This window comes from Nocardioides sp., from assembly GCF_041393715.1.
GTDB lineage: Bacteria > Actinomycetota > Actinomycetes > Propionibacteriales > Nocardioidaceae > Nocardioides.
Genome location: NZ_JAWKJQ010000008.1, coordinates 147,786 through 170,406 on the forward strand (window position 1 = coordinate 147,786; position 22,621 = coordinate 170,406).

Genomic DNA, 22,621 nt, shown 5'->3' on the forward strand with positions numbered 1-22,621 from the left:
CGGTCCGGCGGGAATCGCCGGGGAGGCACGAGTCGTCGTACGCTGGTCGGCGTTGTCTTCCCCGGTCTGAGGTGTGGTGTGTCGGAGTCGGTCGCGTCGGTCTTCCCGTTGCTGGAGCCTCTGCTCCCGACGGTCCAGAAGCCGATCCAGTACGTCGGCGGCGAGCTCAACGCCACCGTGTAGGACTGGGACGCCGCGCCCGACGGGCCGACGGTGCGCTGGGCGCTGATGTACCCCGACGCCTACGAGGTCGGGCTGCCCAACCAGGGCGTGCAGATCCTCTACGAGGTGCTCAACGAGCGCGACTGGATCGTCGCCGAGCGGACCTATGCCGTGTGGCCGGACATGGAGCGCACCATGCGGGAGGCCGGGGTCCCGCAGTTCACCGTCGACGGGCACCGGCCGGTCGGCGCGTTCGACGTGCTGGGCGTCAGCTTCTCCACCGAGCTGGGCTACACCAACCTGCTGACCGCGCTCGACCTGGCCGGCATCCCGCTGCGCGCGGTCGACCGTGGCGACGACGACCCGATCGTGCTCGCCGGCGGTCACTCGGCGTTCAACCCCGAGCCGATCGCGGACTTCCTCGACGCGGCCGTCCTCGGTGACGGCGAGGAGGTCGTGCTCGCGGTCTCCGAGGTGATCCGCGAGTGGAAGGCCGAGGACCGCCCGGGCGGACGGCTGGAGCTTCTGCGCCGGCTGGCGGTCAGCGGCGGCGTCTACGTCCCGCAGTTCTACGACGTCACCTACGCCGCCGACGGCCAGCTCGAGGCCGTGGTGCCCAACCGGCCGGGCATCCCGTTCCGGGTCCGCAAGCACACGCTGATGGACCTCGACGCGTGGCCCTACCCGAAGAACCCGCTGGTGCCGCTCGCCGAGACCGTCCACGAGCGGTTCTCCGTCGAGATCTTCCGCGGCTGCACCCGCGGCTGCCGCTTCTGCCAGGCCGGGATGATCACCCGGCCGGTCCGCGAGAGGTCGATCGAGACCATCGGCGACATGGTCGAGACCGGCCTGCGGCGCAGCGGCTTCGAGGAGGTCGGGCTGCTGTCGCTCTCGTCGGCCGACCACACCGAGATCGGCGACATCGCCACCGGCCTGGCCGACCGCTACGACGGCAGCAACGTGTCGCTCTCGCTGCCGTCGACCCGGGTCGACGCGTTCAACATCACCCTGGCCAACGAGTTCTCCCGCAACGGCCGGCGCTCCGGACTGACGTTCGCACCCGAGGGCGGGTCGGAGCGGATGCGCAAGGTGATCAACAAGATGGTGTCGGAGGAGGACCTGATCCGCACCGTCGCGGCGGCGTACTCCCACGGGTGGCGGCAGGTGAAGCTCTACTTCATGTGCGGGCTCCCCACCGAGACCGACGACGACGTGCTGGCGATCGCCGACCTGGCGACCAAGGTGATCGCGACCGGCCGCGAGGTGTCCGGACGCAACGACATCCGCTGCACGGTCTCGATCGGCGGCTTCGTGCCCAAGCCGCACACGCCGTTCCAGTGGGCCGCCCAGCTGGACCACGAGACCACCGACGAGCGGCTCCGCAAGCTGCGCGAGACGGTCCGCGCCGACAAGCGCTACGGCCGCGCGATCGGCTTCCGCTACCACGACGGCAGGCCCGGCATCATCGAGGGCCTGCTCTCCCGCGGCGACCGACGGGTCGGCGCCGTGATCGAGCGGGTCTGGCGCGACGGCGGCCGCTTCGACGGCTGGAGCGAGCACTTCTCCTACGACCGCTGGGCGGCGGCCTGCGAGGCCGCCCTCGACGGCGTCGACCTCGACTGGTTCACCACCCGCGAGCGCGACTACGACGAGGTGCTCCCCTGGGACCACCTCGACTCCGGTCTCGACAAGGACTGGCTCTGGTCGGACTGGGAGGACGCCCTCGACCCCGACGCCGAGGTCGAGGACTGCCGGTGGACGCCGTGCTACGACTGCGGCGTCTGCCCCGAGATGGGCACCGAGATCCAGATCGGCCCCACCGGCAAGAAGCTGCTGCCGCTCAGCGTGGTGTGAGGGCGGACCCGGTCACCGGCGGGCGTCCTCCAGGGAGCCCGTGGTGTCCATGCTGGCCTCGGAGACCACACAGGCGTAGCCCTTGTCGTTGACCCACGTCTTCTCGAGCGGGTAGTAGTACGACGCGTAGAGCTCGGAGTCGTCCAGGGCGACCCCGACGAAGGGCTGGAACTGGTCGCGACAGATCGCCTCGATCTCGCGGGTGATCTGCTGGACGCCGGGATAGGAGTCCTCGGTGAGCTCGCTGGTGTAGTAGGTCTCGACCTCGTGGGGCTCCGAGCAGGGCACGACGGTGACCTTGACCACCGGGTCGGTGCCGTCGGCGGCGGCCGTGGCGCCGGCGTCGGGGGAGCCGAAGCCGGAGTCGACGAGGCAGTCGCCGGGGCGGACGTCGGTCGTCGGGATCTGCCGGGCGCCGGTGACCTGGCCGTCGGGCCCTCGCTCGGGCGTTGCGGTGTCCTCGAACACGCTCCGGATCTGCGCACCGAAGACGAAGGTGACCGCGACGACCAGCGCGGGGATGCCGAGGACCAGGCCGAGCACCAGGCCGACGATCGCGCCGGTGGACCAGCCGCGCCGCGGCGGCTGGGGAGGGGCCGGGTAGCCGGCGTACGGCGCGGGATAGGGCCCGCCGGGAGGGGGCGCGGCCGGACCCGGGTGGGAGTAGCCGGGCGGCGTGACGCCGGCCGGCGGGGAGCCGGGCGGAGGGTAGGCCGACGGGGGCGCGCCCGGCTCGGGCCCGGTGTGCTCGCCCTCGGTCACCCTCGGCTCCCTCGTTCTCGACCGGCGCTGACCCGGCCGTCCACGGCCGCTGTCGGCCGTGGCGGTCATGATAGGCCGGTGCGCAGCGTGGATGAGGCCGAACGCCGGGGTCGGTTGGCTCGTCGGCACGCGCTGCTGCCCGGCCACCAGGCGACCGACCCGGTGGCCGCCACCCGAGCGATGACGGTGCTGCACGCGACCGAGCCGGCCACGGTGCACCTGGCGCTGTGGGCCCGGGTGCCGGGGCTCGCCGCCGACGACGTCGACCGGGCACTCTACGACGACCGCTCGCTGGTCAAGCAGCTCGCGATGCGCCGCACCCTCTTCGTCTTCCCGCGCGACCTCCTGGCCGCGGCCCGGGGCAGCGCCAGTGCCCGGGTGGCCGGGCAGCTGTCCGCGCGACTGGTCAAGGAGGTCGAGGCGGCCGGGATCGCGGCCGACGGGCACGCCTGGCTCGACGCGGCGCGCCGGGCGGTGCTGGCCGAGCTCGATCGCGAGGCCGAGGGTCTCGCGGCGCAGGCGCTCCGAGAGCGCCTGCCCGAGCTGCAGGGCACCCTGGTCGTCTCGCCCGGCAAGCCCTACGGCGGCCCGACGCCGGTCGGCCCCCGGGTGCTCACCCAGCTCGGCGTCGAGGGAGCCATCGTGCGCGGTCGCAACGAGGGCCACTGGCGGGCGTCCCGGCCGCGGTGGACCCGGGCCGAGGTCTGGCTCGGTGAGGAGACCGAGCCGCTACCCGCCCGGGAGGGCTATGCCGAGCTGGTGCGCCGCTGGCTGACGACCTTCGGTCCCGGGACCCGCACCGACCTCCAGTGGTGGCTCGGCTCCACGGTCACGGCGGTCGACCACGCCCTGGCCGATGTCGGTGCGGAGGAGGTCGCCCTCGGCGACGGCGCGACCGGCTGGCTGCTGCCCGAGCACCACGACGAGCTGCGGCCTGCGGAGCCCTGGGCAGCGCTGCTCCCCGTGCTCGACCCGACGGTGATGGGCTGGAAGACGCGAGACTTCTTCCTGGGCCCGCACGCGCCGGCGCTCTTCGACCGCAACGGCAACGCCGGCACCACCGCCTGGTGGGACGGACGGGTCGTCGGCTGTTGGGTGCAGGACCCCGACGGTGTCGTCATCGTCGAGCTGCTGGAGGACGTCCCCGCCGAGGGACGGGCCGCGCTCGCGACCGAGGCGAGGCGGCTCACCGCCTGGCTCGATGGCGTGCGGATCAGCACCGTCTACCCTTCCCCTGCCATGAAGATCGCCCGAGACCACGCCCAGAGGGCGTCAGGAGCAGCCCGGTGAGCCGTCCGCAGCCCGAGCAGCAGGCGCCGCCGGTGCAGCGCCTCCGGTTGCGCTACGCCAAGCGCGGCCGGCTGCGGTTCGCCAGCCACCGCGACTTCTCCCGGGCCTTCGAGCGGGCCCTGGTGCGTGCCCGACTGCCGATGGCCTACTCCTCGGGCTTCAACCCGCACCCCCGGATCTCCTACGCCGGCGCCGCGCCGACCGGGGCGGCCAGCGAGGCCGAGTACCTCGAGATCGGGCTGGCCGAGCGGGTCGACCCGGCCGAGGCGCTCGACCGACTGCGGGCGGTGCTGCCCGACGGCTTCGACCCGCTCCTCGTGGTCGAGTCGCCCGGCGGCGCCCTGGCCGACCGGCTCCAGGCCAGCCGCTGGCGCGTGGAGCTCGGGGTCGACGCCGACGCCGGCCGCCGGGCCGTGGAGGCGTTCCTGGCGGCTCCGGAGGTGCAGGTGTCCCGGATGACCAAGAAGGGGATCCGCGAGTTCGACGCTCGAGGGGCGGTGCTGCGCCTGGTCGAGGCAGGGCCTGCCGACGAGCCTGCCGATGACGCGCCGGGGCGCGGCGAGGGACTGATCCTGGAGGTCTGGCTGCGTCATCAGGAGCCGGCGGTCCGCCCCGACGACGTGCTCAGCGGGCTGCGGCGCGTCGGAGACCTTCCCGACAGTGCTCCGCCGCGCCTGACCAGGCTGGAGCAGGGCACCTGGGACGACGCCACCGGATCGATCGGCGACCCGCTCGGCTGAGCCCGCGCACCGGTCGGCCGGGAGCGGCGATGGCGCCGGGGGAGTCGCGGTGTGCCATACTCACGTCGGCTGGTGTGCGGCTTCGGTCACATCTCCCTCAGGGGGCCAGCTCGACGACGTTCTCGCCACATCCGTGCTCGCACGGGTGGGCACGGCGGGCACAGGTCGTCACCAGACCGCGACGCGGCCCAGTTCGGAGTCGGTGACAGCGACCCGGCTGGCGTTCCTCGGAACGCCGGGCCCAGCGACCGCGGCAGGTGAGGGCTCTGCGCTCGGTGACGCATCGCGGAGGGTGTCGTCGTCCACCGAAGGCTTTGCGTGACACCCTTCCCGGGCGGTCGCGCCGACACGACCCGACGCTGGGCGTCCGGGTCAGAGGAGCACCATGGTCGACGACCAGGGCAACGACACTCAGCAGCAGGAGACCGCGCAGGACGCGACGTCCTCGGGCGAGGAGAAGCCCGCCGCACGGCGACGCCCCTCGCGGGCCAAGAAGGCCGCGTCGGCCGAGCAGGACGGCGCCCCGCGGTCCACGGAGGCCGGCGCCGCCGACGAGCCGGCGGCCAAGCCCGCCCGCAAGCGCGCTGCCAAGGCGACTGCCGCCTCGGCCCCCGCGGCCGACGAGCCGGCGGCCGACGAGCCGGCGGCCGCCCCGGCCAAGAAGGCCAGCAAGAAGGCCGCGAAGAAGGCATCTCCCGAGAAGGCCGGTGCCGAGAAGACCGGTGCCGAGAAGGCCGCAGACTCGGCGAGTGGCGCCGAGGCGGACGCCGCCGGGTCGGGGCCGAAGAAGTCCGCCGCCAAGAAGTCCGCCAAGAAGAAGCAGGCGACCAAGAAGAAGGCCGCCGCCGCGGACGACCAGGCAACCGCGGCGTCGGCAGACGCCCAGGACGGCTCGGGCGACGCGGTCGTGCCGCTGTTCCAGGCACCGGAGACCCCGTCGCGCCGGCGTACGTCGGCCAAGAAGGCCGCGGCCGCCGCCGAGACCGACGCCGCTGCCTCCGACAGCGCGGCCCAGGCCAGCACCGACGCGCGTCCCACCGACTCCGAGGGCGAGGCCGAGGAAGGCGGCGGTGGCCGTCGCCGGCGCCGTCGGGGTGGCCGCCGGCGCCGCAAGAGCGGCGAGGCGTCGGACACCGCCGAGACCGGCGGCGAGACCGGGGCCGGCGAGGCCGCGGCTGACGACGAGGGCGAGTCCGACGGGGCGACCCGCCGGCGGCGACGGCGCCGCCGGGCCGGTGAGGACCCCGGCGAGTCCGCCGACGACCCCGCCAACACCGTCACCCGGGTCCGCAAGACCCGCAGCGCCGAGGACCAGATCACCGCGGTCTCCGGGTCGACCCGCCTGGAGGCCAAGAAGCAGCGGCGGCGCGAGGGCCGAGAGGCCGGCCGCCGTCGTGCGCCGATCGTCAGCGAGGCGGAGTTCCTGGCCCGCCGCGAGTCGGTCGAGCGGGTGATGGTCATCCGGCAGCGCGAGGACCTGACCCAGATCGCGGTCCTCGAGGACAAGGTGCTCGTCGAGCACTACGTCGCCCGCGAGTCGCAGACCTCGCTGATCGGCAACGTCTACCTCGGCCGGGTCCAGAACGTGCTTCCCTCGATGGAGGCGGCGTTCATCGACATCGGCAAGGGCCGCAACGCCGTGCTCTACGCCGGCGAGGTCAACTGGAGCGCTCTCGGCCACCCGGAGGGCCAGCCGCGCAAGATCGAGTCGGTGCTGTCCTCCGGTCAGAGCGTGCTGGTCCAGGTGACGAAGGACCCGGTCGGCCACAAGGGTGCTCGGTTGACCAGCCAGGTGAGCCTGGCGGGCCGGTTCCTGGTCTACGTCCCGGACGGCACCACCAGCGGCATCTCGCGCAAGCTTCCCGACACCGAGCGCAACCGGCTCAAGTCGCTGCTCAAGGAGATCGTCCCCGACACCGCCGGCGTCATCGTGCGCACCGCCGCCGAGGGCGCCTCCGAGGAGGAGCTCACCCGCGACGTGGAGCGCCTCAAGGCGCGCTGGGAGGACATCGAGAAGAAGGCCAAGGGCAGCGCCCCGCAGCTTCTCTACGGCGAGCCCGACCTGACCCTGAAGGTCGTCCGCGACCTGTTCACCGAGGACTTCGCCAAGCTGGTCATCGAGGGCGACGACGCCTGGGACACCGTCCAGGGCTACGTCGCCCATGTCGCGCCCGACCTCGAGACGCGGCTCGAGCGCTACCACCGCACCGAGAACGGCGGCGACGTGTTCGCGGCCTACCGGATCGACGAGCAGATCTCCAAGGGTCTCGACCGCAAGGTCTGGCTGCCCTCGGGAGGGTCGCTGATCATCGACCGCACCGAGGCGATGACGGTGGTCGACGTCAACACCGGCAAGTTCACCGGCTCCGGGGGCAACCTCGAGGAGACGGTCACCAAGAACAACCTGGAGGCGGCCGAGGAGATCGTCCGGCAGCTCCGGCTGCGCGACATCGGCGGCATCATCGTCATCGACTTCATCGACATGGTGCTGGAGTCCAACCGCGACCTGGTGCTGCGCCGGCTGGTGGAGTGCCTGGGTCGCGACCGCACCCGACACCAGGTCGCCGAGGTGACCTCGCTCGGGCTGGTGCAGATGACCCGCAAGCGCATCGGCACCGGGCTGCTGGAGGCCTTCAGCCAGACCTGCGACCACTGCCACGGCCGCGGTCTCGTCGTGCACACCCTCCCGGTCGAGCCGAGGAGTGGCGACGACGAGCCGCGCCGAGGCCGCCGCAGCCGGGGGCGCAACCGCTCCGGTGGCGGCGAGTCGACCGCGAAGGCGGTGCCGTCGCCGGCCGACGTGGCCGCGCACGCTCGCCCCGCGGACGAGACCGAGCCGACGACCGAGAGTGGCGAGGGGGCCGCACCCGCCCAGGAGCCGGCCACCGACCCGACCGCGGAGTCGACGGAGTCGAGGGAGCCGACGGAGCCGGCGGCCGAGCCCGCCGCCGCGTCCCCGGACGAGTCGCCGGAGTCGGGCGCCGAGGAGACGGGCGCCGAGGAGACCGGCGCCGAGGAGACCGGCGCCGAGGAGACCGGCGGACCGGGCGACGTACCGGAGCCGGCGACCGCGCAGACCGCTCCCGAGGAGCCGTCGCCCGCCGAGGACACCCCGGACAGCGCTCCGGAGGAGCCCGCGGCACCGGTCGTGGTGACCCGGTCCCGCCGCCGCAGCGCGAGCCGCCCGGCCGGCCCGCCGCCGCTCTCCCCGGCCGGCGACGTGGGGTCCCCCGCGATCGACGGCGTGGTCGAGCCCGGCACCGCCGACCTGGAGCCCGCCGCCGTCGACCCCGAGGACCCGGACGCCGAGGAGCCGCTGACGGTCGAGCACGTGCCGATCAAGCGCAAGGGCGGCCGCAAGCGCTGAGCCCGGACGGTCGGGCCGTCAGGTGACCCGAGGGGGCCCGATCAGACCCCCTCGCGTCCCGACCGGACCGATCTGATGGCCCGAACGGGGGGTTAGGGACTAGTTCGGCCTCGCGGGTGGTCGAGCGTTTCTTACGGTGGCGTAGCAATCCACGTCGCCTGCTGGAGGAACCTCGTGTCCGTCGTCTCCCGATCCACCCGTCTCGGCTTCCCCGTCGCCGCGCTGCTCGCGCTGGTCCTGACGGTGGTGGGTCTCGGCACCCCTGCCTCGGCCGTGACCTTGCCGGCACCGAGCAACCTCTCGCCGACCGGGGGGACCGTCTCGGCGAACCCGACGCTGTCGTGGGACAAGGTCGACGGCGCCGACAAGTACTCCGTGCAGGTCTCCTCCGCCAGCGACTTCAGCAGCCTGGTCTGGTCGGTGACCACGGTGAACCACGCCGCGGTCCCCTCGGTGGCGCTGCCGCCCGGCCCGGTCTACTGGCGGGTCGCGGCCAAGGCCGGGACGACGACCGGCCCCTGGTCCCAGGCGAGCCTCACCCGCGCCGCCCTGCCGGCACCCACGGGTCTCTCGCCCGCCAACGGCACCGTCTACCCGCAGCCGACCGAGGCCGCCACTCTCTCGTGGGCCTCTGCCGACGGGGCCAAGTCCTATGACGTGCAGATCGCGAACGACGCCGGCTTCACCCAGGTCGTGCGCTCGCTGACGACCCGCAACACCTCGGTGATCGCCCGCAACCTGCTGCACACGACGTACCACTGGCGGGTGCGCGCGCAGTACACCAACACGGTCTTCTCCGCGTGGTCCTCCGACCGCACCTTCTTCTTCGGCCTGCTCCCCAAGGCGCAGCTGGTCGCCCCGGCGAACAACTCCTCGGTGGACGACCCGGTGCTCACCTGGGAGCCGGTGCCCGGTGCGGCGTACTACGACCTGCAGGTCTCGACCAGCAGCACGTTCTCCACGACCCTGGTCTCGGCGACGAGGCTCCGGGCCAACAGCTATGCGCCGCCGGCCGGCTTCGCCAAGGGGACCTACTACTGGCGGGTCCGTCCCTACGACGTCACGGGCACCGGCCCGATCTGGCAGTCGCTCGACGTGTGGCGCTTCACCCGGACCTTCACCGCCCAGGCCGGCCAGCAGCTGCCCGCCAACGGCTCCACTGTGACCGAGCCGCTGTTCTTCCAGTGGACTCCGGCCCACCTGGCTGACTCCTACACGCTGCAGCTGAGCACCAGCTCGTCGTTCTCGTCGATCTACGACACCTGCACGACCACGCACACCACCTACACGCCGTCCGGCGCCGGTGACTGCATGCCCAACGCCAGCGGCACCTACTACTGGCGGGTCCTCGGCTCCGACGGCCCCTCGCCCGTCGGCGGCTCGGGTGCCCAGTCCTCGACCGGTGCCACGGTGCGGTCGTTCAGCTACCGTCCGACCCGGCCCGTGATGAGCTCGCCGCTGTCCGGCTCGACGTCGGTGCCGACCTTCCGGTGGGAGCAGGTGCCGGGCGCCGCGCAGTACCGCGTCACGATCACCGGGCTCAGCGGCCAGGGCACCACCACGGCCACCACGCGCGCCACCTCCTACACCCCGCGCAGCGAGCTGGCGACCGGCAGCTATCGCTGGCAGGTCCAGACGGTCAGCCGCGGCGGCCAGGTCGGGTCGTCGTACTCCTCGGGCGAGCAGCCCACCTTCGCGGTCACCACGCAGGCCACGGCGACCGGGTCGACCCCCGACCCCACGGTCGGCGCCCAGACCGGCCCGCGCTTCCCGACGCTCACCTGGACCCCGGTCGTGGACGCCACGTCCTACCGGGTGGCGGTCCGCCCGACCGGCGGCTCGAGCTGGAGCGTCCTGCCCGACACGTTCACCTACCCGGCCGGTGAGGACGACTCGTCCACCTGGTCGCCGGGCAGCTACCAGTGGCGGGTGACGGCGTACGACGTCGACAGCAACTCGCTGGGCACCTCGTCGTCCTACGGCTCCTTCTCGATCACCTCGCTGAGCCAGCCCACCGGCCAGCGGGTCGCGATGACCGGTGAGGCGGCCGGCTCCAGCAGCACCTCGTGCGGCAAGTCGCTGCCCCAGGACTGCCCCGACCTGCGGCAGACCCCGGTGCTGAACTGGCGCCCGGACGCGGACGCGGTCTACTACCAGGTCTACCTGGCCAAGGACGCCGCCCTGAGCAACCTGATGAGCGGCTACCCCAAGCTGGTCGACGGCACCCTCGACGCCCCGACGCTGGCGTTGGCCGACACCACCGGCAGCGGGTCCTACTACTGGGCGGTGCGCGCCTGCCGGGCCAGCAACGACTGCACCTCGCTCTCCGGCGCCACCCAGGCGTTCACGAAGACGTCCAAGCCCGTCGAGCCGCTGACGCCCGCCGACGGTGACACGGTGACCGACAACACCGTCACCCTGACCTGGCGTGACTACGCCGACACGAGCCAGGACCCGACCGCCTTCCCGATCGTGGAGAGCACCGGTGTCCAGTCCGTGCCGCCGGGCGTCGAGGCCAGGCAGTACCGCGTGCAGGTGGCCACGGACAGCAGCTTCACCTCCACCTCCAGGCTGAGCGACGACACGGTGAGCCAGACGCAGTTCACCTCGCCGACCGAGCTCTACGCGCCCGGCACCTACTACTGGCGGGTGCGGGCGATCGACACCGCCGGCAACTCCCTGCCCTGGAGCGCCACCCAGTCGTTCACCAAGCAGATGCCGCGCGTGTCGCTGCTCTCGCCCGTCGACGGCGCCTCGGTGCCCGGCACCGCGCCGCTGGTCTGGGCCGCGCAGCCGGCGGTCGTGTCCTACGACGTCGAGCTCTACAAGAACGCCGACTCTCCGGTGCGGATCAGCAAGCTGCGGTCCACGGTGCCGACGCTGGTGCCGTCCTACCCGCTCGAGATGTCGAGCAAGCCCTACGTCTGGCGGGTGCGCCCGATCGACGCCGCGGGCAACGTCGGCCGGTGGACGCTGCTCAACACCGGTGGCGAGTTCACCGTGGTCGGCGACGCCCCCGACCTGGTCAGCCCCGCCGACGACGCGTTCCTGCAGGCCGACGAGGCGGTCTTCACCTGGACCGGCGTCGCCGGCGCCGCGAAGTACCGCTGGGACCGTCGCAACGCCAACACCAAGCTGGTGGCGCAGCGCGCGGTGACCGTGGCCACGGCCTACGCCCCGACCTCGAAGCTGCCGACCGGCAGCTGGGAGTGGCGTGCGGTCGCCCTCGACACGGCCGGCAAGCCGCTCGGCTACTCCGCCTGGCGCGGGTTCCGGACCGACTCGACCGGCCCCAAGGTCAGCGGCTACTCACCGCGCGGCACGGTGTCGAAGAGCGCCAGCTTCAAGGTGACGTTCAACGAGCAGGTCATGAACGTCGACGAGGCGTCGTTCACCATCACCGCGTCCGGCGGCAGCAACCCGCTCGCCACGAACGTGTGGCTGGACTCCACCAAGAAGGTCGCGACCCTGAACCCCGACGCCAACCTGGTGAAGGGCAAGAAGTACGTGCTGCGGCTGACGTCCGACATCACCGACCAGTACGGCAACCCGATGAAGCCGTTCTCCTGGACGATCACCGCCTCCTGACACCCCACCGTGGGGGGTAGGAAGGGGTGGGCGGCCCGCCGTCACGGCGGCGCCGCCCACCTTCTTCTGCCACCGCCCGGGTACGCCGACCCGCTCCGGCAGCGCCGCGGGGCCGTCGTTTTGCCCGGGGGGCCGCCCGCCGCGTACCATGGTCCGTCGGTGTGTCCGCACACCCTTCGGCGCGTCTGCGCAGCCCCCGTCGTTCCCCCACCCGGGTCCGGCGTGCGCGACCGGGCCGAACCCGAAGCTTTCGACCTGACGTTCGAGGAGAGTGAGTCGCGGTGTACGCCATCGTGCGCAGTGGCAGCAAGCAGCAGAAGGTGGCCGTCGGCGACGTCATCGAGATCGACCAGGTCGCCGCGGCCGTCGGCGACACGCTGACCCTGCCCGTGGTCATGGTCGTCGACGGCGAGAAGGTCACCGCCTCGGGCCTCGACAAGGCCGCCGTGACCGCCGAGGTCCTCGGTGGCACCAAGGGCCCCAAGATCGTGATCCAGAAGTACAAGAACAAGACCGGCTACAAGAAGCGCCAGGGTCACCGCCAGAAGTACACCCAGGTCAAGGTCACCGACATCTCCCTGTGAGCACCGCTCACCGGCCACCCCCTGTGAGCGAGCCTCCGCTCCAGCGCACCACGAAGGACTGAGTCATGGCACACAAGAAGGGCGCGGCGTCGACCAAGAACGGTCGCGACTCCAACTCCCAGCGCCTCGGCGTCAAGCGCTACGGCGGCCAGCTGGTCAACGCCGGTGAGATCATCGTCCGGCAGCGCGGCACGCACTTCCACCCCGGCACCGGAGTCGGCCGTGGCGGCGACGACACCCTGTTCGCGCTGGTGCCCGGCAACGTCGAGTTCGGCGTCAAGCGCGGCCGTCGGGTCGTCAACATCGTCCCGGCCGGGGAGTGAGCACTCCACCCGATCGGCACACCTGATCCAGCACGTGGGGCGCTCCTGACCAGGAGCGCCCTTCGTCATTCCCGAACCCGTCCACCCTCGCAGCCCCGGGAGCACCGATGGCCGTCCCCACGTTCGTCGACCGGGTGACGCTGCACGTCGGCGCCGGTCGCGGCGGCAACGGCGTGGCGTCGGTGCACCGTGAGAAGTTCAAGCCGCTGGGTGGCCCCGACGGCGGCAACGGCGGTCCCGGCGGCTCGGTGATCCTGCGCGTCGACCCCGACGTCACCACCCTGCTCGACTACCACCACAGCCCGCGCCGGCGTGCCGAGCACGGTGGCCACGGCGCCGGCGGCCATCGCAACGGCGCCCACGGCGCCGACCTGGTGCTGCCCGTGCCCGACGGCACCGTCGTCACCGACGGCCGGGGCGGGCTGCTGGCCGACCTGGTCGGCCCGGGCACCGAGCTGGTCGTGGCCCAGGGGGGTCGCGGCGGCCTGGGCAACGCCGCGTTGGCGAGCTCCAAGCGCAAGGCGCCGGGCTTCGCGCTGCTCGGCGAGCCCGGTGACGAGCTGGAGATCCACCTCGAGCTCAAGGTGGTCGCCGACATCGGGCTGGTCGGCTTCCCGTCGGCGGGCAAGTCCTCGCTGATCGCCGCGATGTCGCGCGCCCGGCCCAAGATCGCGGACTACCCGTTCACGACGCTGGTGCCCAACCTCGGCGTCGTCACGGCCGGCGACACCACCTTCACGGTGGCCGACGTGCCCGGCCTGATCGAGGGGGCGGCCGAGGGCCGCGGGCTGGGTCACGACTTCCTGCGCCACATCGAGCGCTGCGCGGCCCTGGTCCACGTCGTCGACACCGCGACCATGGAGCCGGGCCGCAACCCCGTCGACGACCTCGACGTGATCGAGGGCGAGCTGTCCCGCTACGGCGGGCTCGAGGACCGTCCCCGGCTGGTGGCCCTCAACAAGGTCGACGTACCGGACGGGGCCGAGATCGCGGCGATGGTGACCGAGGAGATCGAGGAGCGCGGGCTGCGTGTCTACCCCGTCTCCGCGGCGTCCGGCCGCGGGCTGCGGGAGCTGACCTTCGCGATGGCCGCCGTCGTCGAGGAGGCGCGCCGGGCGCGCCCGGTCGTGGAGCCGCAGCGGATCGTGATCCGGCCGCCCTCGGTCGACGGTGCCGACGAGTTCAGCGTGGCCGAGACCGGCGAGGGCTGGCGGGTGCGCGGTGAGAAGCCCGAGCGCTGGGTCCGGCAGACCGACTTCTCCAACGACGAGGCCGTCGGCTTCCTCGCCGACCGGCTCAACCGGCTCGGCGTCGAGGAGCGGCTGCTCGAGCTGGGCGCCGCCGAGGGCGACACCGTGCTGATCGGCAGCCCCGACGACGCGGTGGTCTTCGACTTCAAGCCGGGCACGATGGCCGGCGCGGAGGCGCTCGGGCGCCGCGGGTCCGACGTGCGCTTCGACGAGTCCCGTCCCGCCGCGCGCCGGCGGCGGGCGATCGACGAGGCGATGCCGGACCGGGCGGAGGGCGAGGCCCGGGCCGATGTCGCGCGGCGGGTGGACCGCGCGTCCGGACCGATGGCCTACGAGATCGGCTCGGCCGACGACCCCGACGCGCAGGACTGGGCCGAGGACGACCCCGGCCTCCCCACCGAGGACCGCTGATGCCCCGCCGTGACGTCGCCGAGGCGAGGCGGGTCGTGGTCAAGGTCGGCTCGTCCTCGCTCACCACCGCGGCGGGCGGCATCGACCCGGCCCGGGTGAGCCGGCTCGTCGACGTCCTGGCCGGCTGCCGCGCGCGGGGTGCCGAGGTGGTGCTGGTGTCCTCGGGCGCCATCGCCGCGGGGCTGGCACCCCTGCGGATGCCACGGCGTCCCCGCGCGCTGCCGGCCCAGCAGGCGGCCGCGTCGGTCGGTCAGGGGCTGCTGGTGCACCGCTACACCGAGGAGCTGGCCCGGCACGACATCATCGCCGGCCAGGTGCTGCTCACCGTCGACGACGTCACCCGGCGCTCGCACTACCGCAACGCGTTCCAGACCTTCGCCAAGCTGCTCGAGCTGGGCGTGCTGCCGATCGTCAACGAGAACGACACCGTGGCCACCACCGAGATCCGCTTCGGCGACAACGACCGGCTCGCCGCCCTGGTCGCCCACCTGGTGCGTGCCGACCTGCTGGTGCTGCTCAGCGACGTCGACGGTCTCTACGACGGTGACCCGGGCCGGGGTGCCGCCACCCTGGTCTCCGACGTCGCCTCCGACGCCGACCTGTCGCATGTCCGGGTCGGCAAGTCCGGGGCCGCCGGCGTCGGCACCGGCGGGATGCACACCAAGATCGACGCCGCCCGGATCGCCACCGGCGCCGGCATCCCGGTGGTGCTCACCTCGGCCGACCGGGCCGCCGAGGCACTGGAGGGGGCGGCCGTCGGAACGCTGTTCCACGCCACCGGGCGCCGTCGTCCCACCCGCCTGCTCTGGCTCGCCCACGCGACCGAGCCGCGGGGCCGGCGGGTGCTCGATGACGGCGCCGTGCGCGCCGTGGTCGAGCGTCGCGCCTCGTTGCTGGCCGCCGGGATCACCGGCGTCGAGGGGAGCTTCGTCGCCGGCGACCCGGTCGACCTCGTCGACCCGCAGGGGGCCCCGGTGGCCCGCGGGCTGGTCAACTTCGACGCGGCCGAGCTGCCCGCACTGCTGGGCCGATCCTCACGCGACCTCAAGCGGGAGCTGGGCGCCGCCTACGAGCGGGAGGTCATCCACCGCGACGACCTGGTCCTCCTCTAGGAGTGCTGCTCTAGCCTTCTCGCGTGCGGCTGCGGACCTCGGTGCGGACCTCCGTGCGGTCCGCCGTTCTGATGCTGGTCACGGCGGCGCTCCTGGTGCCGGCGCTCACGCTCACCACGCTCCGGCTGTGGCAGCCGGGCTGGGGGCCCGCGGTGTGGGCGGTCGCGTTCACGCCGTACGCCCTCCCGATGTACGCCGTGGCCCTCGCGCTGCTCGTCGGGTACGCCGTCCGCACCCGGCGCGCCGCGAGCTGGGTGGCCGTCGCGGCGGTGCTCGGTCTCCTCGCGCTGCATGCATCGTGGCTGGCGCCGCAGCTCGTCGGCGACCGACCGACCGCCGCTGCCGACGCCACGCCGGTCCGGGTCCTCACCGCGAACGTCTGGCACGGTCAGGTGGGTGGCGGCCGCGTGGTCCGGGCCGGCCGGGTCGAGGAGGCCGACGTCCTGGTGCTCGAGGAGGTGCGGCCCAAGGAGCTCGGGGTGATGGACAACTTCGGCATCGCGGACACCTGGCCCTATCGCGCGGGGACGACCAGCGTCGAGCTCAGCGGGACGATGGTGTTCTCGCGCTACCCGCTGCGCGACATCGAGCAGCTGCCCACCCGGCTGGGCTGTTGGCGGGTCACCGTCGACACGCCTGACGGCCCGTGGCGGCTGCTGGCGGTGCACGCGAGCTCCCCGGTCGACCCGACGGCCTGGGCCGACGACCACGCGACCATCCTGACGGCCGCCGGCGAGGCCGACCTGGTCGTCGGCGACCTCAACGCCACGGCCGACCACCGGCCGCTGCAGCGGCTCGCCGACGCGGGCTTCCGGGACGCCGCGGAGATGACGAACGCCGGGTGGCAGCCGACCTGGCCGAGGACCGGCGCCTACCGGCTGCTCGGGTTGCCGGTGCCGCCGCTGGTGCAGATCGACCACGTGCTGCTGCGGCCCGGCCTCGTCGCGACGCGGACCGAGACGGTGGTGCTGGACGGGAGCGACCACCTCGGAGTGGTGGCCGACGTCGCGACGGCCGCGAACGCCGGATCGGGCTGAACAGGGCCGGCTGCGGAGCCGGCGCGGGGCGCGCGTCGTACGCTTGTCCAGACATGTCCGACCGTCCGACTCCCGTCTACCTCGACCACGCCGCCACGACGCCGATGCTGCCGGTGGCGATCGAGGCGATCACCGCACACCTCGGCGACGTCGGCAACCCGAGCTCCCTGCACGCGTCCGGCCGCCGCGCCCGGCGGGTCGTCGAGGAGTCGCGAGAGCGGATCGCCCAGGCCCTCAACTGCCGTCCCAGTGAGATCGTGTTCACCTCGGGCGGCACCGAGTCCGACAACCTGGCGCTCAAGGGCATCTTCTGGTCGCGGCGGGCGGCCGACCCGGCCCGCACCCGGATCCTGTCCAGCGCCGTGGAGCACCACGGCGTGCTCGACCCGCTCGAGTGGCTCGCCGAGCAGCAGGGCGCCGAGGTGGAGCTGCTTCCCGTCGACCGGCTGGGCCGCCTCGACCTCGATGCGCTCCGTGCCTCGGTCGAGCGCGACCCGGGGTCGGTCGCGCTGATCTCGGTGATGCGCGCCAACAACGAGGTGGGCACCATCCAGCCGGTGGAGGAGGTCGTGGCGGTCGCGGCGCCGCACGGCATCCCGGTGCACACCGACGCCGTGCAGGCCGTCGGCAAGATCCCCGTCGACTTCGCTGCGCTCGGGGTGGACGCGCTCGCCGTGGCGGGGCACAAGGTGGGAGGGCCGTTCGGTGTCGGGGCGCTGGTGGCGCGACGCGAGCTCGACGTCACCCCGCTGCTGCACGGCGGTGGCCATGAGCGCGACGTGCGCAGCGGCACCCTCGACACCCCGGCCATCGCCGGCTTCGCGGCCGCCGTGGAGCACTCCGTCAAGCACCAGGTCGAGCAGGCCGCCCGGATCAGCGAGCTGCGCGACGAGCTGGTCCGCGGCGTCCGGGCCGCGGTGCCCGACGCGATCTACAACGGCGACCCCGTGCACCGGCTGCCCGGCAACGCCCACCTCAAGTTCCCGGGCTGCCAGGGCGACTCGCTGCTGATGCTGCTCGACGCCCGGGGGATCGAGTGCTCGACGGGCTCGGCCTGCTCGGCCGGAGTGGCGCAGCCGTCCCACGTGCTGCTGGCGATGGGCTGCAGCGACGAGTTCGCCCGCTCCTCGCTGCGGTTCTCCCTCGGCCACACCAGCACCACCGCCGACGTCGCGGCGCTGGTGGAGGCGATCGGGCCGGTGGTGGAGCGGGCCCGGGGCGCCGGGTCGCCGAGGAAGGCCGACGGGCGCGAGCCGGCGGATCGGGCCGGAGGCTCCCTGGTCGCGACCGAGCTCGCCGGGCCCTCCGCCGGGGCCACCGGATGAAGGTGCTCGCCGCGATGTCCGGCGGGGTCGACTCCGCGGTCGCGGCGGCCCGCGCCGTCGACGCCGGTCACGACGTCACCGGCATCCACCTGGCGCTCTCGCGCAACCCGGCGTCGTACCGGTCCGGTGCGCGCGGCTGCTGCACCATCGAGGATGCCAACGACGCCCGCCGGGCCGCCGACGTGATCGGCATCCCGTTCTACGTCTGGGACCTCTCCGAGCGGTTCCACGAGGACGTCGTCGAGGACTTCATGGCGGAGTACGCCGCCGGCCGCACCCCCAACCCCTGCCTGCGCTGCAACGAGCGGATCAAGTTCGCCGCCGTCCTCGACCGCGCCCTCGGCCTCGGCTTCGACGCCGTGGCGACCGGGCACTACGCCGTGCTGCGCGACGGCGCCGACGGCATCGAGCTGCACCGCTCGGTCGACGCCGCCAAGGACCAGTCCTACGTGCTCGGTGTGCTCACCCAGGACCAGCTGCGCCACTCGTTGTTCCCGCTCGGCGGTTCGTGCAAGGACGACGTACGCCGCGAGGCGGCGTCGCGCGGCCTGCTGGTGGCCGACAAGCCCGACAGCCACGACATCTGCTTCGTCGCCGACGGAGACACCGCGGGCTGGCTGCGCGAGAAGCTCGGCGACCGGGTCCGCCACGACGGCGCCATCGTCGATGCCGAGAGCGGCGAGCTGCTGGGACGGCATCAGGGGAGCTATGGGTTCACCGTCGGTCAGCGGCGCGGGCTGCGGCTCGGCCGACCGGCTGCCGACGGTCGACCTCGGTTCGTGCTCGACATCGAGCCGGTGTCGGGCACCGTCACGGTGGGGTCGCGCGACCTGCTCGCGGTCGACCGGCTCACCGGTGTCCGGCCACGCTGGTGCGGGAACCCGCCCTCGGGGCGGCTCGACGCCACCGTCCAGCTGCGTGCCCACGGTGCCGAGCACCGGGCACGGGTGGTCGTCCACGCGGGCCCGGCGGCGGAGGCCGAGCCCGTCGCGGGTGGCAGGGTGGAGATCGAGCTGCTCGACCCGGCCGAAGGGATCGCCCCCGGCCAGGCCGCGGTGATCTACGACGGCACCCGCGTCGTGGGATCGGCGACCATCAGCGCCACCGCTCGCGGGTGACGCCCGCGCCCGGCGGTCCCCGTCACGGAGTGGGGGTCGGGGACGTGGTCTGGCTCGGCGAGGCGCTCTCGGTGGGCTCCGTGGCCTGGTCGCTGGGGTCGGCGGACGGGTCGGCCGACGGGTCCGCGGACGGGTCCACGGTCGGCTGGTCGGTGGGCTGGTCGGTCGGCTCGGTCGTCGAACCGGTGCTCCCGGTCGAGCCGGAGTCCTCGTCACCGGTGCCGGAGACGTCGGTCGAGCCGGAGGAGGTCTGACCGAAGACCGTGCCGATCGTGGTGCCCGAGCCGCTGCCGTCACCAGCCATCGAGGCGACCGGGCGCCCGGTGACGGCCTCGATCGCGGTCACGGTGCCCAGCCCGAGCAGCGCCACGACCACGGTGGCCAGCGCCAGCCGGCGCCAGGGGAGTGCCGGTCGGACCCGGGCCGCTCGGGTCGCTCGGGGCGCTCGCCGGGGCGGCGCCGAGGCTGCCTCCGTCGGGGCGGTGGGCTGTCCGGGGCGGGCGAGGACGAGTGCGTGACCACGTCGCAGCGAGTAGGTGTACGACGCGCTGCCGACGGTCCCGACGACACTGCCCACGGCGACCCCGACGAGGGTCCCGGTCACGCCCATCCAGGAGGCCAGGAACGCGCCGGACACGGCGGCCAGCGCCGAGCCCGCCACCTGGGCGGCACTCAGGCCGAGGCCGACCGGAACGGAGGTCACGGGGGTGTCGCCGGTCACCGGGCCGCGGGTCGCTCCGGCGCTCGGGCTGGTCGTCGGGCTCGTTGTCGGGCTGGTTGTCGGGCTGGTCGTCGGGGTGGGGCCGGTCATCGGGGTCTCGCTCGTGCGGTCGGGTGCAGGTCGGTCAGGTGAGGCGGGGGGCACAGGTGGTTGGACGTCTGGGAGCGCCGTGATGTTTCCGCCCGGAGGGGTGATTCCCACCACGTCGCCATCCCGCAGAGTCGCCCGCCGGTGGTGATGCGGCCCGCAACGGGCAGGATGGACGGGTGCTGGCGACCGGAGTGGGCTCGATGCCCGGGCTCGACGCGGCCGACTTCGACGACGCGATCCGGCTGGTGCTGGACGCGCTCGTCGGCGACCGTGGGGTGCCGCACCTGCCGGAGGTGCCCGGCCGTGGCCCGGCGGCGTCGATGACCGGGCGGGCGCTCGCGGTGGTCGCCGACCTGGGCTTCGACCTGCAGCCGGCCGGCTGGCGGCTCACCGACGCTCCCGGCGTCGACCACCGGAGAGCCCGGTCGCTGCTGGCTCAGGACCTCGATCGGCTCGAGGAGGCTGCCCAGGGCTACACCGGACCGTTCAAGATCCAGGTCGCCGGGCCGTGGACGGTGGCGGCGACGGTCGAGCGACCGCGCGGCGACCGGCTGCTGGCCGACCACGGCGCCCGCCGGGAGGTGGCGCAGGCGTTGGCCGAGGGCCTCGGCGCCCACGTGGCCGACGTACGCCGGCGGGTCGGGGGCGCCGACCGGCTGGTGGTGCAGGTCGACGAGCCGGCCCTGGCGGCCGTCCTCGACGGGAGGGTGCCCACCGCCTCGGGGTACGGCCGGCACCGATCCGTGGACCGCCCCGAGCTCTCCGCCACGCTGGCGGCCGTGCTCGAGGCCGCCGCGGCGGCGGGAGCCGAGCCGTGGGTCCACAGCTGCGCGGCCGACGTGCCGTGGGAGCTGGTGCGGGGCGCCGGTGCGCGCGGCCTGTCGGCCGACCTGGCGCTCCTCTCACCGGCCGGCCACGACGTCCTGGCGGCGGCCCTCGAGGACGGTGAGGCCGTCGCCCTCGGGGTGGTGCCGGCGACCGACCCCACGACGTACCCCTCCGACGCGCAGGTCGTGGAGACCGCGCGGCGGTGGCTCGACATGCTCGGGCTGGATCCGGAGTCGGTGCGTGACCGGCTGGTGCTGACCCCGACGTGCGGCCTGGCCGGGGCGTCGGCGGCCTGGGCGCGCGCCGCACTCGCCCTCACGACGAAGGCCGCCGCGAGCCTCTCCTGAGGAGAGGTCGCGGCGGCCCGCCGGCCTCAGCGGCTCAGCCCATGTGCAGCGCCGCGTCGGGGTGCTCCTCGGCGTCGACGGCGAGCGCCTCGTGCGGCAGGTCGAGGAACAGCCACACGATCGCGGAGGCGAGCACCATCATGGCGGCGCCGACCAGGAAGGCCGTGGTCGCACCGGTCGTGAACGACCCGAGCTGCGTCATCTGGCCGACCAGGCCTTGAAACTGGTCGGCGGGCAGCTGCTTGTCGAGGCCGGCGCCCTGCGCGGCGGCGGCGACCTCGGGACCGATGTCGGCGGCCTTGTTCTGGGTGAAGTGCAGGGCGACCGTCGACAGGGTGGCCAGGCCGAGCGCACCGCCCACCTGCTGCATGGTGTTGAGCACCCCGGAGCCGATGCCGGAGTCCTCCGGCCGCAGGTGGTGCACCGCGACCAGGGTGAGCGGGACGAAGTTCAGCCCCATGCCGAAGGCCATCAGGATGATGAACGGCAGGATCTGGGTCCAGTAGTTCACGTCGCTGCCGAGAGGCACGCCGGCCCCGCCGGCCGACGCAGGGATCGCGCCGAGGATCGACGCCGGGTCCTCGGGGACGGAGATCCGGCTGAAGCCGTAGAGCGCCGAGGCGGAGAGCAGCGTCCCGATGCCCGACAGGAACCGCGGGTCGACGTGGCTGACCAGCTTGGAGGCCGTGGTCGCCGAGATGATCATCGCGACCGAGAACGGCAGGAACGCGAAGCCGGTGTGGAGCGGGGTCCAGCCGACCACCAGCTGCACCAGCAGGCTGAGGAAGAAGAACATTGCGAACATCGCCGCCGGCACGATCATCATCACGATGAAGGCCACCGACCGGGTCTTGCTGCGCAGGATGCGGAACGGCAGCAGCGGGTGGGCGACCCGGGTCTCGATGATCACGAAGGCCAGCAGCAGCAGCGCCCCGGTCACCAGTGCGGTGATGGTGCTGGGGGCGGTCCAGCCGTAGGCCGCCTCGCCGGCCCGGGTCAGGCCGAACACGATCGCGAGCAGGCCGGCCGTCGCCGACAGGGCACCGGGGACGTCGAGCTGTCCGTCGTGCCGGTCGGACTCGGGAAGCATCCGCGGGGCGAAGAACGCCGCGCCCAGACCGATCGGCACCACGATCAGGAACGTGTAGCGCCAGCCGGCGATGCCGAAGGGGTGGTCGAGGTCGGTCAGCCAGCCACCGAGGATGAGGCCGACGGCGGCGCCGATGCCGGCCATCGCGGCGTAGATCGCGAACGCGCGGTTGCGCTCCCGGCCGGCGGGGAACGTCGTGGTGATCAGCGCCAGCGCGGCAGGGGAGGCCATCGCGGCGCCGAGCCCCTGCAGCGCGCGGGCGCCCAGGAGCACGAACTCGGTCTGCGCGGTGCCGCCGACCAACGAGGCGGCCGCGAAGACCACGACACCGGTCATGAAGATGCGGCGCCGGCCCAGCAGGTCGGCGAGCCGGCCGCCGAGGAGCAGGAAGCCGCCGAAGGTGAGCGCGTAGCCGGTGACGATCCAGGAGAGGTTGGCCTGGGAGATGTCGAGGTCGCGGCCGATGTAGGGCAGGGCGATGTTGGCGATCGTGCTGTCGAGCACGACCATCAGCTGGGCGAGGGAGATCAGCACGAGCGCGCCCACCAGGTGGGGGCGAGGAGCTGCGCTGGCCGTCTCGTCGACGGCGATCTGGTCGGTCATGGATGTCCTCGGGTGTGAG

General features: G+C 73.5%; 15 protein-coding genes and 1 pseudogene. 13 read left to right on the forward strand and 3 right to left on the reverse strand.

Annotation, left to right across the window (positions count from 1 at the left end; all coding sequences use genetic code 11):
• The first annotated feature begins 78 nt into the window (after positions 1-78).
• A pseudogene (locus R2740_RS14220) lies at positions 79-2,016 on the forward strand (TIGR03960 family B12-binding radical SAM protein).
• Positions 2,017-2,028: 12 nt separating this feature from the next.
• Here the strand turns inward: R2740_RS14220 and R2740_RS14225 are convergent.
• Positions 2,029-2,778, reverse strand: coding sequence for a septum formation family protein (locus R2740_RS14225; RefSeq protein WP_371303345.1), 750 nt, complete (start codon positions 2,776-2,778; stop codon positions 2,029-2,031).
• A 78-nt stretch (positions 2,779-2,856) separates the two neighbouring features.
• On the opposite strand from R2740_RS14225, the gene R2740_RS14230 reads away from it, so the two are divergent.
• The 11 genes from R2740_RS14230 to mnmA all read left to right on the forward strand — a co-directional run bounded on the left by R2740_RS14230 (position 2,857) and on the right by mnmA (position 18,923).
• The gene (locus R2740_RS14230; protein WP_371303346.1) at positions 2,857-4,068 is read left to right on the forward strand and encodes a winged helix DNA-binding domain-containing protein; all 1,212 of its coding nucleotides are present in this window, start codon (positions 2,857-2,859) and stop codon (positions 4,066-4,068) included.
• Positions 4,065-4,808, forward strand: a complete 744-nt coding sequence (locus R2740_RS14235; RefSeq protein ID WP_371303347.1) for a TIGR03936 family radical SAM-associated protein — start codon at positions 4,065-4,067, stop codon at positions 4,806-4,808. The genes R2740_RS14230 and R2740_RS14235 overlap by 4 nt, the downstream gene beginning before the upstream one ends.
• A gap of 385 nt (positions 4,809-5,193) precedes the next feature.
• Complete coding sequence (locus R2740_RS14240) at positions 5,194-8,175, forward strand: Rne/Rng family ribonuclease (protein WP_371303348.1); 2,982 nt, start codon at positions 5,194-5,196, stop codon at positions 8,173-8,175.
• A 174-nt stretch (positions 8,176-8,349) separates the two neighbouring features.
• A complete protein-coding gene (locus R2740_RS14245) occupies positions 8,350-11,763 on the forward strand; it encodes an Ig-like domain-containing protein (RefSeq protein ID WP_371303349.1) in 3,414 nt (1,137 codons plus the stop codon).
• A 281-nt stretch (positions 11,764-12,044) separates the two neighbouring features.
• Positions 12,045-12,347, forward strand: coding sequence for a 50S ribosomal protein L21 (gene rplU, locus R2740_RS14250; RefSeq protein ID WP_371303350.1), 303 nt, complete (start codon positions 12,045-12,047; stop codon positions 12,345-12,347).
• A gap of 65 nt (positions 12,348-12,412) precedes the next feature.
• Entirely contained in the window at positions 12,413-12,670 is a 258-nt protein-coding gene (gene rpmA, locus R2740_RS14255; protein WP_371303351.1) for a 50S ribosomal protein L27, read from the forward strand.
• Positions 12,671-12,777: 107 nt separating this feature from the next.
• A complete protein-coding gene (obgE, locus tag R2740_RS14260; protein WP_371303352.1) occupies positions 12,778-14,331 on the forward strand; it encodes a GTPase ObgE in 1,554 nt (517 codons plus the stop codon).
• A complete protein-coding gene (gene proB / locus R2740_RS14265; protein WP_371303353.1) occupies positions 14,331-15,443 on the forward strand; it encodes a glutamate 5-kinase in 1,113 nt (370 codons plus the stop codon). Before obgE ends, proB begins: the two co-directional genes overlap by 1 nt.
• 23 nt (positions 15,444-15,466) lie before the next feature.
• Positions 15,467-16,480, forward strand: a complete 1,014-nt coding sequence (locus R2740_RS14270; protein ID WP_371303354.1) for an endonuclease/exonuclease/phosphatase family protein — start codon at positions 15,467-15,469, stop codon at positions 16,478-16,480.
• Between the two features lie 53 nt (positions 16,481-16,533).
• On the forward strand, positions 16,534-17,805 hold the full coding sequence (locus tag R2740_RS14275) for a cysteine desulfurase family protein (protein ID WP_371303355.1): 1,272 nt from the start codon (positions 16,534-16,536) through the stop codon (positions 17,803-17,805).
• Complete coding sequence (gene mnmA / locus R2740_RS14280; protein ID WP_371303356.1) at positions 17,802-18,923, forward strand: tRNA 2-thiouridine(34) synthase MnmA; 1,122 nt, start codon at positions 17,802-17,804, stop codon at positions 18,921-18,923. Before R2740_RS14275 ends, mnmA begins: the two co-directional genes overlap by 4 nt.
• Positions 18,924-18,945: 22 nt before the next feature.
• Here the strand turns inward: mnmA and R2740_RS14285 are convergent, their stop codons facing one another.
• A complete protein-coding gene (locus R2740_RS14285) occupies positions 18,946-19,734 on the reverse strand; it encodes a hypothetical protein (protein ID WP_371303357.1) in 789 nt (262 codons plus the stop codon).
• A 176-nt stretch (positions 19,735-19,910) separates the two neighbouring features.
• Here R2740_RS14285 and R2740_RS14290 point away from each other — a divergent pair, with 176 nt between their 5' ends.
• Positions 19,911-20,909: a methionine synthase gene (locus tag R2740_RS14290; RefSeq protein ID WP_371303358.1), complete on the forward strand. Its 999-nt coding sequence runs from the start codon at positions 19,911-19,913 to the stop codon at positions 20,907-20,909.
• A 34-nt stretch (positions 20,910-20,943) separates the two neighbouring features.
• Here the strand turns inward: R2740_RS14290 and R2740_RS14295 are convergent, their stop codons facing one another.
• A complete protein-coding gene (locus tag R2740_RS14295; RefSeq protein ID WP_371303359.1) occupies positions 20,944-22,602 on the reverse strand; it encodes an MFS transporter in 1,659 nt (552 codons plus the stop codon).
• Positions 22,603-22,621: the final 19 nt, after the last annotated feature.